Origin of the sequence: Cupriavidus sp. P-10 (genome assembly GCF_003402535.2) — a bacterium.
Lineage (GTDB): Bacteria > Pseudomonadota > Gammaproteobacteria > Burkholderiales > Burkholderiaceae > Cupriavidus.
In genome coordinates this window covers 979,266-992,990 of sequence record NZ_AP025170.1, presented here as the reverse complement: position 1 = coordinate 992,990, position 13,725 = coordinate 979,266, and the positions used below count along the sequence as shown (strand labels likewise).

Here is a 13,725-nt window from a genome sequence, read left to right as displayed (position 1 = left end):
TCTCAGTGCTCCAAACCGCCGTACTTGTCCTCGCGGATCACGCGCGGCGTGACTTCGCGCGGCTCGATCGTGACCGGCTGGTAGATGACCCGCTTCTGTTCGGGGTCGTAGCGCATCTCGACGTAGCCGGAGACCGGGAAATCCTTGCGGAACGGATGGCCGACGAAACCGTAGTCGGTCAGGATGCGGCGCAGGTCCGGGTGGCCGTCGAACACGATGCCGTAGAAATCGAACGCTTCGCGCTCGAACCAGTTCACCGAGTTCCAGACGTCGATCAGGCTGGCCACCACCGGGAAATCGTCCTCCGGGGCGAACACGCGCAGGCGCACGCGCCAGTTGTGGGTCACCGACAGCAGGTGCGACACGGCGGCAAAGCGCGGGCCGTCCCAGGCGCCGTCGCCGAAGTCGGAATAGTCCACGCCGCACAGGTCGATCAGCTGCTCGAAGCGCAGCGAGGGATCGTCGCGCAGGATGCGGGCGGCTTCCAGGTAGTCGTCGGCCTTGACGATCAGCGTCAGTTCGCCGGTCGCCTCGATCAGTTTCTGCACGCGCTTGCCGAGAGCCTTCTCGAGCGCGGCCTTCAGGATGTCGAGCTTCGCCATTTCAGCCCTTGCGCGCGATGGTGTTGGTACGCTTGATCTTGTTCTGCAGCTGGATCACGCCGTAGATCAGCGCTTCGGCCGTCGGCGGGCAGCCCGGCACGTAGATATCCACCGGCACGATCCGGTCGCAACCACGCACCACCGAGTACGAATAGTGGTAGTAGCCGCCGCCGTTGGCGCACGAGCCCATCGAGATCACCCAGCGCGGTTCCGCCATCTGGTCGTAGACCTTGCGCAGCGCGGGGGCCATCTTGTTGCACAGCGTGCCGGCCACGATCATCACGTCCGACTGGCGCGGCGACGGGCGGAACACCACGCCGAAGCGGTCCAGGTCATAGCGCGCCGCGCCGGCATGCATCATTTCCACGGCACAGCAGGCCAGGCCGAAAGTCATCGGCCACAGCGACCCGGTGCGGGTCCAATTGATCAGCTTGTCAGCAGTAGTCGTGACAAAGCCTTCGTTGAGAACGCCTTCGATTGCCATTTCACATCACTCCCAATCGAGCGCGCCCTTTTTCCAGATGTAGACGAAGCCCACGATGAATTCCAGCAGAAACACGCCCATGGCGATGAATCCCGGCCAGCCGATATCCCTCAGGGCAACACCCCACGGAAACAGGAAGGCGGTTTCGAGATCGAACAGGATAAAAAGGATGGCGATGAGGTAGTAGCGCACGTCGAACTTCATGCGCGCATCCTCGAACGCTTCGAAGCCGCACTCGTACGGCGACAGCTTCGCGGGATCGGGCTTGTTCGGACCGAGGATCCGACCAATCGACATCAGTGCCACGCCGAGCACGACACCGAAGATGATGAAGATGAGAACGGGGAAGTAGGCTTCGAGATTCAAGGTACGGCCAGCCTTATCTGGAATGTTGTCAACAGCACCAGCTGAAGCGGCGTCCTGTTGCCCACCCCAGGCGCTAAGCCACGAGAATCATGGCGCGCCGCCTTGCGGACTGCCGGAGTCCCACGCTCGGGTGCATTGCCCGGCCAGGGACTCCGATCAAGTTGTTTGGTGCCGACGGCGAGACTCGAACTCGCACAGCTTTCGCCACTACCCCCTCAAGATAGCGTGTCTACCAATTTCACCACGTCGGCTGGGGGAGAAACAATATTGCCTGGCGCCGGGTTTTCAGGCCCTTCAGGACTCTCGCTGGGGCGTTTCGCCTTCGCTCAAGCCCCATCGCTGGGGAATCGTTTCAAGCCTTGCATTCTAACCTAAATTTCTTGCTTTGTTCAACGCACAACTGCAAAAAAACTCAGGAATCCGCCGCAAGGCAATCGGATTATTTCGGTACAGCGGGACCTGCGGGCGCCGAAGCGCCAGCAGCGGCGGCCGGGGCAGCGGCCGGAGCCGATGCGCCTGCCGTGGCCGGTGCCGAAGCCGGGGCGGCGCCCATCACGCCCAGCGATGCAGCGGGCTTGTAGTTGCCCAGCAACGTCAGCGCCAGCGTGGACACGAAGAACAGCGTGGCCAGCACGGCGGTGGTACGCGACAGGAAGTTTGCCGAGCCGGTGGCACCGAACAGGCTGCCCGAGGCGCCCGAGCCGAATGCCGCGCCCACATCGGCGCCCTTGCCATGCTGGATCAGCACCAGGCCAATCACGCCCAGGGCCGACAGCACCTGCAACACCACCAACAAAGTCTTGAAGATTGCCATTTGATTTAAATAAGCGTTACTTGCCTGGTTACTGCCCGACCGGAACGATGGGAACGATCGGAACGGCCGGCATTCAGGCGTTGCCGATCGCGAGAAAATCTTCCGATTTCAGCGAGGCGCCGCCAATCAGGCCCCCGTCGATATCGGCCATGGAAAACAATTCGGCCGCATTGTCCGGCTTGACGCTGCCGCCGTAGAGGATGGCCATGCGCTCGGCCACGCCCGCGTCGCGCGCCGCCACCTTGCCGCGCAGGAAGGCATGCACGGCCTGCGCCTGTGCGTTGGTCGCGGTCTTGCCGGTGCCGATCGCCCAAACCGGCTCATAGGCCAGCACCACGCGGCTCAACTGCTCCACCGACAGCGCGTCCAGCACTGCCTGCAGCTGGCGGCCAACGACGGCCTCGGTCTGACCGGCCTCGCGCTCGGCCAGCGTTTCGCCGACGCAGACCACCGGGACGATACCGAACTCCAGTGCGCGCAGCGCCTTGGCGGCGACGACCTGGTCGGTCTCGCCATGGTAGGTGCGGCGCTCCGAGTGGCCAACCAATGCATAAGTGCAGCCAAACTCACCCAGCATGGAGGCGGCCACTTCGCCCGTGAAGGCACCGCGCGCCTCCGCCGAGACGTCTTGCGCACCCCAGGTCACTTGCGAGCCGTTCAGCACCGCCTGGCATTGTGCAAGATAGGGGAACGGTGCGCACACCGCCAGCGACGCACGCGCCACGCCGGCCTTGATTCCCTCCAGCAGCGCCGCGTTCGCAGCCAGGCTGCCATGCATCTTCCAATTGCCGATGACGAGCTTTTGTCTCACGAAGTGCCCCTCCAAAATCAAACCCGCTATTGTAGCGTGTGGCAGGGGCGGGACGCTACCGCCGCCCGACAACGGCGGGCGGCGGCATTTCGTTGCGTGGTTTCAGCGCCAGCGCACGGCGCGCGGCCTCACCAGGTCAGCACGATCTTGCCAATGTGCTCGCTCGACTCCATCAGGCGGTGCGCGTCGGCGGCCTGCGCGGCCGGGAACACCTGGTGGATCACCGGCTTGATCTTGCCGGCGGCCAGCAGCGGCCACACCTGCTCATGCAGCGCGGCTGCGATCTTGCCCTTGAACGATGCCGGACGCGGCCGCAGCGTCGAGCCGGTCACGGTGATGCGGCGGCGCAGGATATCGCCGAGCGGGATCTCGGCCTTGGCACCACCGAGCAGCGCGATGATGACGATACGGCCGTCGTCGGCGATGCACTTCAACTCGCGTGCCAGGTACGGACCGGCGACCATGTCGAGGATCACGTCGGCGCCCTTGCCGCCGGTCAGCGCCGCCACCTCGGCAACGAAGTCCTGCGTCTTGTAGTTGATCGCGCGATCGGCGCCCAGGTCCTCGCACGCCTTGCACTTTTCATCGGTGCCGGCGGTGACGAACACCTTGAAGCCCAGCGCCTTGGCGATCTGGATCGCGGTGGTGCCGATGCCGCTGGAGCCGCCCTGGATCAGCAGCGTTTCGTCCTTGCCACGCGGGCCCTGGCCCAGGTAGCCGCGGTCGAATACATTGCTCCACACCGTAAAGAAGGTTTCCGGCAGCGCGGCGGCTTCGATATCGCTGAGGCCATCAGGGGCTGGCAATACCTGCGCCAGCGGCGCGGTGCACAGCTGCGCGTAGCCACCGCCCTGCACCAGCGCGCAAACGCGATCGCCCACCTTGAGGCCGAAGCGGTTGTCCGCATGAGACAGGTCACCGCCGACCACCACGCCCGCCACTTCCAGGCCGGGCAGGTCCGACGCACCGGGCGGCACCGGATAGTTGCCGGTGCGCTGGAACACGTCCGGGCGGTTCACGCCGGCGGCTGCCACGCGGATCAGCACCTCGCCCGCGGCGGGCACCGGATCGGGCCGCTCGGTCAGCTGGAGGACTTCGGGGGCGCCGTATTCGCGGATCTCGATGGCTTGCATGCTTCTCTGCTCCTTGTCTTTGCTCGGTGTGAGCCTTCGCTCGATGGGTTGCCGCAGTGTAAACAAAAAAACGGCCGGGCATTGCCCGGCCGTTTCTTCGCGGCGCCGCCTTGCGGCGGCACCTATGGGACAGTACTGCCCCGCTTACTGCTGCTGCTCCGAGCCGCCGGCCGGCGCTGCCGGGGCAGCACCTTCGCCAGCGTTGATCGGGCTGATGCTGCCGCCCTCTTCGGCCAGCGCGGCCTTCAGCGACAGGCGCAGCCGGCCCTTCTCGTCGGCCTGGATCAGCTTGACGCGGACCTGCTGGCCTTCCTTCAGCCAGTCCTTGATGTCCTTCACACGCTCGTTGACGATTTCCGAGATGTGCAGCAGGCCATCCTTGCCCGGCAGGATGTTGACGATGGCGCCGAAGTCCAGCAGCTTCAGCACGGTGCCGTTGTAGATCTTGCCCACTTCGGCTTCGGCGGTGATGCCTTCGATGCGGCGCTTGGCTTCGGCCATGCCTTCGGTCGAGGTCGAGGCGATGGTGATGGTGCCGTCTTCCTGGATGTCGATGGTGGTACCGGTTTCCTTGGTCAGCGCCTGGATGGTCGAACCGCCCTTGCCGATCACTTCGCGGATCTTGTCCGGATGGATCTTCATGGTGATCATGCGCGGCGCGTGCTCCGACAGCTCGGTGCGGGCGTGGCCCATCGCTCCCTGCATGTTCGACAGGATATGCAGGCGGCCTTCCTTGGCCTGCGCCAGCGCGACCTGCATGATCTCCTTGGTGATGCCCTGGACCTTGATGTCCATCTGCAGCGCGGTAATGCCGTTGTCGGTACCCGCAACCTTGAAGTCCATGTCACCCAGGTGATCTTCATCGCCCAGGATGTCGGTCAGCACGGCAAACTTGTTGCCTTCCAGGATCAGGCCCATGGCCACGCCGGCCACGTGCGCCTTGACCGGAACGCCGGCGTCCATCAGTGCCAGGCAGCCGCCGCAGACCGAAGCCATCGACGACGAACCGTTGGATTCGGTGATTTCCGAAACCAGGCGGATGGTGTAGGCGAATTCATCGTCCTTCGGCAGCACCGGGATCAGTGCGCGCTTGGCCAGGCGGCCGTGGCCGATTTCGCGGCGCTTCGGGCTGCCCACGCGGCCGGTTTCACCGGTGGCGAACGGGGGCATGTTGTAGTGGAGCATGAAGCGGTCGCGGTACTCGCCGGCGAGCGCGTCGATGATCTGCTCGTCGCTCTTGGTGCCCAGCGTGGCCACCACCAGTGCCTGCGTCTCGCCGCGGGTGAACAGCGCCGAGCCGTGCGCGCGCGGCAGCACCGACGAACGGATCTCGATCGGGCGCACGGTGCGGGTGTCGCGGCCATCGATGCGCGGCTCGCCGTTCAGGATCTGGCCGCGCACGATCTTGGCTTCCAGGTCGAACATGATGTTGCCGACTTCCACCTTGTCGGCTTCCACACCGGCGTCTGCCAGCGCGGCGGCCACCTTGAGCGACACTTCCTTCAGCTTCTGGCTGCGGGCCGACTTCTGGCGCAGCTGATAGGCTTCCTGCAGCAGCGGCTGCGCGACTTCGGTGACCTTGGCGATCAGCGGCTCGTTCTTGGCAGCCGCGGTCCAGTCCCACTCGGCCTTGCCGCCTTCGCGCACCAGTTCATGGATGGCGTTGATGGCGATCTGCATCTGCTCGTGGCCATAGACCACGGCGCCCAGCATCACGTCTTCGGACAGCTGGTTGGCTTCCGATTCCACCATCAGCACGGCGCGCTCGGTGCCGGCGACGATCAGGTCCAGGTCCGAAGCGGCGATCTGCGGGCGGGTCGGGTTCAGCAGGTACTGGCCGTCCTTGTAGCCCACGCGCGCGGCGCCCACCGGGCCGCTGAACGGGATGCCCGACACGGCCAGCGCGGCCGACGCGCCGATCAGCGCGGGGATGTCGGCGGGCACTTCCGGGTTCAGCGAAATCACGTGCACCACGACCTGGACTTCGTTGTAGAAGCCTTCCGGGAACAGCGGACGCAGCGGACGGTCGATCAGGCGCGAGGTCAGCGTCTCGTTTTCCGACGGACGGCCTTCACGCTTGAAGAAGCCGCCGGGGATCTTGCCGGCCGCATAGGTCTTCTCGATGTAGTCGACGGTCAGCGGGAAGAAGTCCTGGCCCGGCTTCGGGTTCTTGGCGGCGACCACGGTCGCCAGCACTACGGTGTCTTCCACATCGACCAGCACGGCACCGCCGGCCTGGCGGGCGATTTCGCCAGTTTCCATGCGGACCGTGTGCTGGCCCCATTGGAATTCCTTGACGATCTTGTTGAACATGGACATGTGCATTCCTTGTCTTGCGGGCACGCCGCAATCATTGCGCAGCGTGCCACGCCTGCGTTCTCAGCCGCAGGCTAACTGCCGGAGACAGCTGCAGTCGCAGGGAAGTGCTATGCCATTCCAGCGCGGCACTGTTGCCGATGCCGCGCTGGAATGACACAAAGCCCTGTTTCCTTGGCCGGTCCGGATACTAAACCCAAAAAAAAGAACAACTTACTCCGTTGCGCGCCTTGCCGCAACGGGGTTCCGGCGAATCGGAGTCCTCGCCGGAAGCAGTGAAGCGAAAATCACTCCATCAACCTGCTGCATTGCCGGCAGGGGCGTAATCACCCGACCAGAAATGCAAAATGCCTGCCCCAGCAATGCTGAAGCAGGCATCCAGGCCTCACGCGAAACCGTGCAAACCCAGGAATCGCGCTGCCATCGTACGCAACCTCTTGCGCAAGCTTACTTGCGCAGGCCCAGCTTTTCGATCAGGGCGCGGTAGCGGTCGGCGTCGTTGGACTTGAGGTAGTCCAGCAGGCGGCGGCGGCGGCTCACCATGCGCAGCAGGCCGCGGCGGCTGTGGTGATCCTTCATGTTGGCCTTGAAGTGCGGGGTCAGTTCGTTGATGCGGGTGGTCAGCAGGGCCACTTGCACTTCGGGGCTGCCGGTGTCGTTGGCGCCACGGGCGAACTGCTTGATGACTTCGGACTTGTTGATATCGGCGACTGCCATGATGATTTCCTTTCACTTGCGAACGCTACAGCGCGGGATGCGCCGCTTGCGTCGTGTCACGGGGATTGCCGCGATACGGCGCGAGGCCGATCGACGACAGCCGCACATTATAGCCGAAAAGGGCCGCAGGGAGAACCGCGGCGCCTTCGCGGCGCTCCTGCGCTCAGGGGCGCTCCATCCGGCACGTGGTCGGCAACGTGGTTTGCGCCGTCTTCAGCTTGCGCACCGTGCGGAAGCCGTAGCCCGAGCCCTCGTTGTCGAACCGCACCGCACCGCCCTGCTTTTCCATCACCGAAACATAGAGCGGCTGCAGTACCTGGTGGTCCTCGGCGCGGATGGTGGCCTCGTGGAAGTCGTTGACGTACCGCATGTTCTCCAGCGCCCGCGCCACCTTCACCGCGTCGGTTGAGCCCGCCTTCTCGATCGCGCGTGCCAGCATTTCCACCATCATCTGCATGCGCAGATGCACGTAATCATCCTTCGGCTCCGGGTAACGCGCGCGGAACTGCTGGTAAAACGCGTCCGAGGCAGCGCCGCCCACGTTCGGGTGCCATTCGGCCACGGCCAGCACACGGCCGACGCCGGCATCACCCATTGCCGCGGGCGCGCCCAGGCCATTGCCGTAGAAGGTGTAGAACTTGGCCTGCAACCCACCCTCGCGCGCAGCCTTGACCATCAGCGTCAGGTCGTTGCCCCAGTTGCCAGTGATGACGGCGTCCGCGCCACTCGCCTTGATCTTGGCGATATAGGGGGCAAAATCCTTGATCTTGCCGATCGGATGGAACTCGTCGCCAACGATCTGGACGTCGGGGCGACGCGCGGCCAGCATCTCGCGTGCCGAACGCGCCACCTGGTGGCCGAAGCTGTAGTCCTGGTCGATCAGGTAGACCTTGCGCACGGACTGGTCCTGCCGGATCACCTCTGTCAGCGCCTGCATGCGCATGTCGGCGCTGGCGTCGAAGCGGAAATGCCAGAAGCTGCAGTTCTCGTTGGTCAGGCTAGGATCGACCGCCGAATAGTTCAGGAACAGCACGCGCGCATCGGGCTGGCGCGCATTGTGGCGGTTGATGGCCGAGATCAGTGCCCCGGCCACGGCCGAACTGTTGCCCTGCAGGACGAACGGAATACGCCGGTCAGTCAGGGCGCGCAACTGGATCAGGCTTTCGTCGACGTTGCCCTTGCTGTCGAACGTCACCAGCTCGAAGGGCCGCGCGCCGTCGGCAGTCTTGACGCCGCCGCGGGCATTGACGCGCTCGATCGCCAGGCGCAGGTTGCGCGCCACTGCCTCGCCCGCGTTGGCAAACGGGCCGGAAAGGCCGTCGATCATCCCCAGCCGGATCGGCTCCTGAGCGGACGCACCTGCCGACGCACCCGCCGCCACCACCAGCAACACGCCGCCCAGCCAACTCCGCCACCGCGCCATACCCTGCATAGTCTCTCCCGGAAAGCGGTGGATGGTACGGCAGCACGCCGGTCGGGCGCAAATGACGGCCGCCTGCGCAGCATTCGCCGGGATTTGGCGCGGATCCCGTCACATTGGGCGAAGTAGCGGCAGAAAGCAGCGCCAAGGGCACCCAAGGGCAGGCGCGGGACTACACTTTCGATATCAACAAAGCATTGACCGAGGCCGTCATGAACCCTGCAATCGCCGGCAGCGCCCGCCGGCTCTCCCTGGCGCTTGCTGCCGCCCTGCTCTGCGCGTGCAGCACACTGATGCCGGTCCAGGAAGGCACCAAGCTGGTCGGCCAGCCCAAGGCGGCGGTCCAGGCGATGTTCGGGCCGCCCACCGATATCTACAACCTGCCCGACGGCACTTCGCGCTGGATCTATTCCCAGCAGCCAATGGGCCAGTACGCCTATGGCGCCGAGTTCGACCGCAACGGCAACCTGACCAGCTTCCGCAACATGCTGTCGACGCTGGAGCTGTACAAGGCGCAGGTCGGCACCTGGACCCGCGAGGACGTCGCCGAGCATTTCGGCGTGACCCGCCTGCCGGTCGAGTATTTTCCGCGGATGCGCAATGAGGTCTGGTCCTACCGCTTCCGCCATGAAGACGTATGGCCGTCGCTGTTCCACTTCTATTTCGACGATGCCGGCGTGCTGCGCCGCACGCAGATCACGCCCGACCCGCTCTACGACCCCGATGAAAGATTCCGCCGATGGTAGACGCTCAGGAAAAAGCCCGCCATCCCCGGGTCGGGAATGGCGGGCTTGGTCCGTACGCTCAGGCCGGGTAAGCCGTCCGCCGTCTAACGCAGAAGCCTTGGTCAGATCTGCGGATTGATCTTTTGCACGGCCTTGTCGTGCAGCTTGTTCAGCGCGGCCAGGTAGGCCTTGGCCGAAGCGGCGACGATATCCGGGTCGGTACCCACGCCGTTGACGATGCGGCCGGCCTTGGACAGGCGCACGGTCACTTCGCCCTGGGCCTCGGTACCGCCGGTGATCGCGTTCACCGAATACAGCACCATCTCGGCGCCGCTGGACACGCGCGACTCGATCGCATGCAGCGTGGCATCCACCGGGCCGTTGCCCTCGCCTTCGCCACTCTGCTCCTTGCCATCCATGCTGAACACCACGCGCGCATGCGGGCGCTCGCCGGTCTCGGAGCGCTGCGACAGCGAGATGAAGCGGAAGTGCTCGTTGGCGTCGTGCTGGGCCTCGTTCGAGACGATCGCCATGATGTCTTCATCAAAGATCTCGGCCTTCTGGTCGGCCAGCTCCTTGAAGCGCGTGAAGGCGGCGTTGACTTCGCTCTCGCTGTCCAGCTCGATGCCGAGTTCCTGCAGGCGCTGCTTGAAGGCGTTGCGGCCCGACAGCTTGCCCAGCACGATCTTGTTGGCGGACCAGCCCACGTCCTCCGCTCGCATGATCTCGTAGGTGTCGCGCGCCTTGAGCACGCCATCCTGGTGGATGCCCGACGCATGCGCGAAGGCATTGGCGCCGACCACGGCCTTGTTCGGCTGCACCACGAAACCGGTGATCTGCGACACCAGCTTGGAGGCCGGCACGATCTGCGTGGTATCCACGCCGACGTCCATGTCGAAGTAGTCGCGACGGGTCTTCACCGCCATCACTACCTCTTCCAGGCTGGTATTGCCGGCGCGTTCGCCAAGGCCGTTGATGGTGCACTCCACCTGGCGCGCACCGCCCAGCTTGACCGCTGCCAGCGAGTTGGCCACGGCCATGCCGAGGTCGTTATGGCAGTGCACCGACCAGATCGCCTTGTCCGAGTTGGGGATGCGCTCGCGCACCGAGCGGATCAGCTCAGCGTAGCCCTCGGGCACGGCATAGCCCACGGTGTCCGGCAGGTTGATGGTGGTCGCGCCCTCGGCGATCACGCCTTCGAGCACGCGGCACAGGAAGTCCATGTCCGAGCGGCTGCCGTCTTCGGGCGAGAACTCGATATCGTCGGTGAACTGGCGCGCAAAGCGCACCGCCAGGCGCGCCTGCTCGTACACCTGGTCAGGCGTCATGCGCAGCTTCTTCTCCATGTGCAGCGCGGACGTCGCGATAAAGGTGTGGATGCGGAACGAATTCGCAGGCTTGAGCGCCTCGGCAGCGCGGGCGATGTCCTTGTCGTTGGCGCGGGCCAGCGAGCAGATGGTCGAGTCCTTGACCACCTGGGCGATCGAGCGGATCGCTTCGAAGTCACCGTTGGAGCTGGCCGCAAAGCCGGCCTCGATCACATCGACCCTCAGGCGTTCCAGCTGGCGCGCGATGCGGATCTTTTCCTCGCGGGTCATGGAAGCGCCGGGCGACTGCTCGCCGTCACGCAAGGTGGTGTCGAAAATGATGAGTTTGTCAGACATTTTGTGGAGCTCCTGTGTAGCTTTCTGGTGTGCTGTCCCCGGCATGCTGTGTCCGGGGCTTACCGCCTGTTCCGCGCTCCACGGCTGTGGAATGCAAAACGCCCCGGCGTGCACAAGCAGGCCGGGGCGTTGGTGTTCCTTACGGATTCCGTGCTAAGGGTTGCGTTGTCCTCAGCGCGCGCGCGTCCCGACCTGATGGCCTAGTAGGCCACCTAGGGTGGTGCGGGCGATTAGGACTTGGCGCGAAATCATGGGACCGACTATAGCCGGTTTGGCGCGCCCGTGCAATACAGGGTTTTTGCCGAACGCGCCTTCGCGTTGCCGCGGGCATCAGCCCTTGGGCGGGATGCGCAGCTTCTGGCCCGGGTAGATCTTGTCGGGATGCGACAGCATCGGCTTGTTGGCCTCGAAGATCTTGTTGTACTCGGCGCCGTTGCCGTAGGCGGCCTGAGCGATTGCCCACAGCGTGTCGCCCTTCACCACGGTATGCCACTGCGATTCGGACGACTCGACGTTGACCGACATCTTGTCCTCAACCTTGTCCACCCCTTCGACGTTGCCTGCGCACAGGATGATCTTCTCGCGCGTGGCCTGGTCGGGCGCCACGCCGAACACCGTCACCAGCCCCTGCGAGCCATCCACCTGCACCATCAGCCCGGTGGCATCCAGTCCCATCTTCTTGATGTATGCCTCGATCGCATCGCCCGCGGCACGGTTGGCGGCATCTACCTTTTCGGCCGATGCATCTGCCGCCGCGGCCTGCTGCGCCGCCTTGGCCTCGCCGGTGCCGAACAGCTTTTCCCCCGCTTCCTTGATGAAGTCGAACATGCCCATGACATCCTCCTGACGGTAAGTGGAAAACACTGCAGAGTGCCACGGCCAGTGGCCGCGGCGTAAAAACAATTGTGAAACCGGGAAAGCACGAAGGGCGCCGTAGCGCCCTTCCCTGCCCGCAACACTCAATCGTTGCCGCCGTTTCCGCCATTGCCGCTTTCGCGCACCTTGCGGATTCCGCCGGGCTGCCCATGGATGGCACGCCAGCCCCACAGCACGTAACCCGAGATCGCGTAGGCAACGAACAGCCCGAACAGCGCCACCGGCGGATCGGTCGACACCACCACGAACAGCACCAGGACCAGCACCATCATGCCGAACGGCACGCGGTAACGCACGTCCAGCGCCTTGCCGCTGTAGAACGGCGCGTTGGACACCATCGACAGCCCCGCGTACAGCGTGATGCCGAACGCCACCCACGGCATCCACAGCTCCTTGACCGGCAGCTTGTTGTCGATCACCAGCCAGACAAAGCCCGCCACCAGCGCTGCGGCGGCCGGGCTGGGCAGGCCCTGGAAGAAACGCTTGTCGACCACGCCGATATTGGCGTTGAAGCGTGCCAGCCGCAGCGCCGCGCAGGTGCAGTAGACAAAGGCCGCGATCCAGCCCCACTTGCCGAGGTCATGCAGGATCCATTCGTACATCACCAGCGCCGGCGCGACGCCGAACGAGGTCATGTCCGACAGCGAGTCATACTGCTCGCCGAACGCGCTCTGCGTATTGGTGATGCGCGCCACGCGGCCGTCCATGCCATCGAGCACCATGGCCGCGAAGATCGCGATGGCGGCCACGTCGAAGCGCATGTTCATCGCCTGCACGATGGCGAAGAAGCCGGCGAACAGCGCCGCGGTGGTGAACGCGTTGGGCAGCAGGTAGATGCCGCGGCGGCGCGGCCGCTGGCGCTCGTAGGCGATGTCGTGGTCGTCCGCGGCATCGTCGTCATAGTCCTCGGCACCGCGCAACTGGTTATGGCGGAACGGGCGCAGATGCGTCACGTTGCCGCTGCTGACCCGCTTGTTACGTCGATTGAAGGCAACCATCGCAGTCCTCCTGTCGTCCTGTGGTCCTGGTCAGGCCTTCGCTCACTTCACGTCGAGTTCGGCGAGGATGGTCGACGACGCCGACACCTTCTCGCCAATGGTCACGCGCGGACGCGCGTCGAGCGGCAGGTAGACATCGACGCGGGAGCCAAAGCGGATAAAGCCGTAGCGCTGGCCTCGCGAGAGCTTGTCGCCCACCTTGGTGTAGCACAGGATACGTCGCGCCACCAGGCCGGCCACCTGCACCAGCGTGACCACCTGGCCGTCGGTTGCACGGCGGATGATCACGGCATTGCGCTCGTTCTCGGTCGAGGCCTTGTCCAGGTCGGCGTTGACGAACTTGCCCGGGAAATATTCGACCTTTTCAACCGCGCCATCGACCGACACGCGGTTCGAGTGCACGTTGAAGACGTTCATGAAGACGCTGATCTTCAGCGCCTCGCGGTTAGCGTACGGATCCATGGCCTTTTCGACCACGACGATGCGGCCGTCGGCCGGTGCCAGCACCGCGTTGGGCGCCGACGGGATCGGGCGCGGCGGATCGCGGAAGAACTGCAGCACGAACACCGTGATGATCCACAGCGGCAGCGCCCACCAGAAGCCCGCGCTGGCGTGCACCAGCAGTGAAATGACAAAGGCGCCGGCCAGGAACGGCCAGCCTTCACGGGCGATCAGCGGATGAGGATAGTTCATGCAGTACGAGTTTCGGTGGAGTCAAAACCAGGGCGGAGGCGGTGCGGCGGCGGCGATATCCGCTGCAGCGGCGCTTGCCGGCCCATGTTGCGGAGCAGCATCAGGC

The 13,725-nt window shown here is 64.7% G+C and carries 14 protein-coding genes and 1 tRNA gene; 1 reads left to right on the top strand and 14 read right to left on the bottom strand.

Annotated features, from left to right (window positions below; translation table 11 throughout):
• Positions 1–2 precede the first annotated feature (2 nt).
• The 10 genes from CTP10_RS04610 to CTP10_RS04565 form a co-directional block, all read right to left on the bottom strand.
• Positions 3–602 (bottom strand): NADH-quinone oxidoreductase subunit C, encoded by a 600-nt coding sequence (locus CTP10_RS04610; protein WP_116317527.1) that lies wholly within the window; start codon positions 600–602, stop codon positions 3–5.
• Between the two features lies 1 nt (position 603).
• Complete coding sequence (locus CTP10_RS04605) at positions 604–1,086, bottom strand: NuoB/complex I 20 kDa subunit family protein (protein ID WP_011297145.1); 483 nt, start codon at positions 1,084–1,086, stop codon at positions 604–606.
• A gap of 6 nt (positions 1,087–1,092) precedes the next feature.
• Complete coding sequence (locus tag CTP10_RS04600) at positions 1,093–1,452, bottom strand: NADH-quinone oxidoreductase subunit A (protein WP_010809131.1); 360 nt, start codon at positions 1,450–1,452, stop codon at positions 1,093–1,095.
• 166 nt (positions 1,453–1,618) lie between these two features.
• Positions 1,619–1,703: transfer RNA gene (locus tag CTP10_RS04595), tRNA-Leu, on the bottom strand.
• A 188-nt stretch (positions 1,704–1,891) separates the two neighbouring features.
• Positions 1,892–2,266: a preprotein translocase subunit SecG gene (gene secG, locus CTP10_RS04590; protein WP_029044771.1), complete on the bottom strand. Its 375-nt coding sequence runs from the start codon at positions 2,264–2,266 to the stop codon at positions 1,892–1,894.
• 73 nt (positions 2,267–2,339) lie between these two features.
• Positions 2,340–3,077 (bottom strand): triose-phosphate isomerase, encoded by a 738-nt coding sequence (gene tpiA, locus CTP10_RS04585; protein WP_116317526.1) that lies wholly within the window; start codon positions 3,075–3,077, stop codon positions 2,340–2,342.
• A 128-nt stretch (positions 3,078–3,205) separates the two neighbouring features.
• Entirely contained in the window at positions 3,206–4,210 is a 1,005-nt protein-coding gene (locus CTP10_RS04580) for an NAD(P)H-quinone oxidoreductase (RefSeq protein WP_116317525.1), read from the bottom strand.
• A gap of 144 nt (positions 4,211–4,354) precedes the next feature.
• Positions 4,355–6,529: a polyribonucleotide nucleotidyltransferase gene (gene pnp, locus CTP10_RS04575; protein ID WP_116317524.1), complete on the bottom strand. Its 2,175-nt coding sequence runs from the start codon at positions 6,527–6,529 to the stop codon at positions 4,355–4,357.
• A 444-nt stretch (positions 6,530–6,973) separates the two neighbouring features.
• Positions 6,974–7,243, bottom strand: a complete 270-nt coding sequence (gene rpsO, locus CTP10_RS04570) for a 30S ribosomal protein S15 (protein WP_010809136.1) — start codon at positions 7,241–7,243, stop codon at positions 6,974–6,976.
• A gap of 163 nt (positions 7,244–7,406) precedes the next feature.
• Positions 7,407–8,675, bottom strand: a complete 1,269-nt coding sequence (locus CTP10_RS04565) for a branched-chain amino acid ABC transporter substrate-binding protein (protein WP_116317523.1) — start codon at positions 8,673–8,675, stop codon at positions 7,407–7,409.
• A 200-nt stretch (positions 8,676–8,875) separates the two neighbouring features.
• Here CTP10_RS04565 and CTP10_RS04560 point away from each other — a divergent pair, with 200 nt between their 5' ends.
• Positions 8,876–9,409, top strand: coding sequence for a hypothetical protein (locus CTP10_RS04560; RefSeq protein ID WP_116317854.1), 534 nt, complete (start codon positions 8,876–8,878; stop codon positions 9,407–9,409).
• 101 nt (positions 9,410–9,510) lie between these two features.
• Here CTP10_RS04560 and CTP10_RS04555 read toward each other — a convergent pair whose 3' ends face one another.
• The 4 genes from CTP10_RS04555 to CTP10_RS04540 form a co-directional block, all read right to left on the bottom strand.
• Complete coding sequence (locus CTP10_RS04555) at positions 9,511–11,052, bottom strand: 2-isopropylmalate synthase (protein WP_116317522.1); 1,542 nt, start codon at positions 11,050–11,052, stop codon at positions 9,511–9,513.
• 330 nt (positions 11,053–11,382) lie between these two features.
• Positions 11,383–11,886 (bottom strand): peptidoglycan-binding protein LysM, encoded by a 504-nt coding sequence (lysM, locus tag CTP10_RS04550; RefSeq protein WP_116317521.1) that lies wholly within the window; start codon positions 11,884–11,886, stop codon positions 11,383–11,385.
• A gap of 125 nt (positions 11,887–12,011) precedes the next feature.
• Positions 12,012–12,926, bottom strand: a complete 915-nt coding sequence (pssA, locus tag CTP10_RS04545; RefSeq protein WP_116317520.1) for a CDP-diacylglycerol--serine O-phosphatidyltransferase — start codon at positions 12,924–12,926, stop codon at positions 12,012–12,014.
• A 42-nt stretch (positions 12,927–12,968) separates the two neighbouring features.
• Positions 12,969–13,619, bottom strand: a complete 651-nt coding sequence (locus CTP10_RS04540) for a phosphatidylserine decarboxylase (RefSeq protein WP_116317519.1) — start codon at positions 13,617–13,619, stop codon at positions 12,969–12,971.
• Positions 13,620–13,725: the final 106 nt, after the last annotated feature.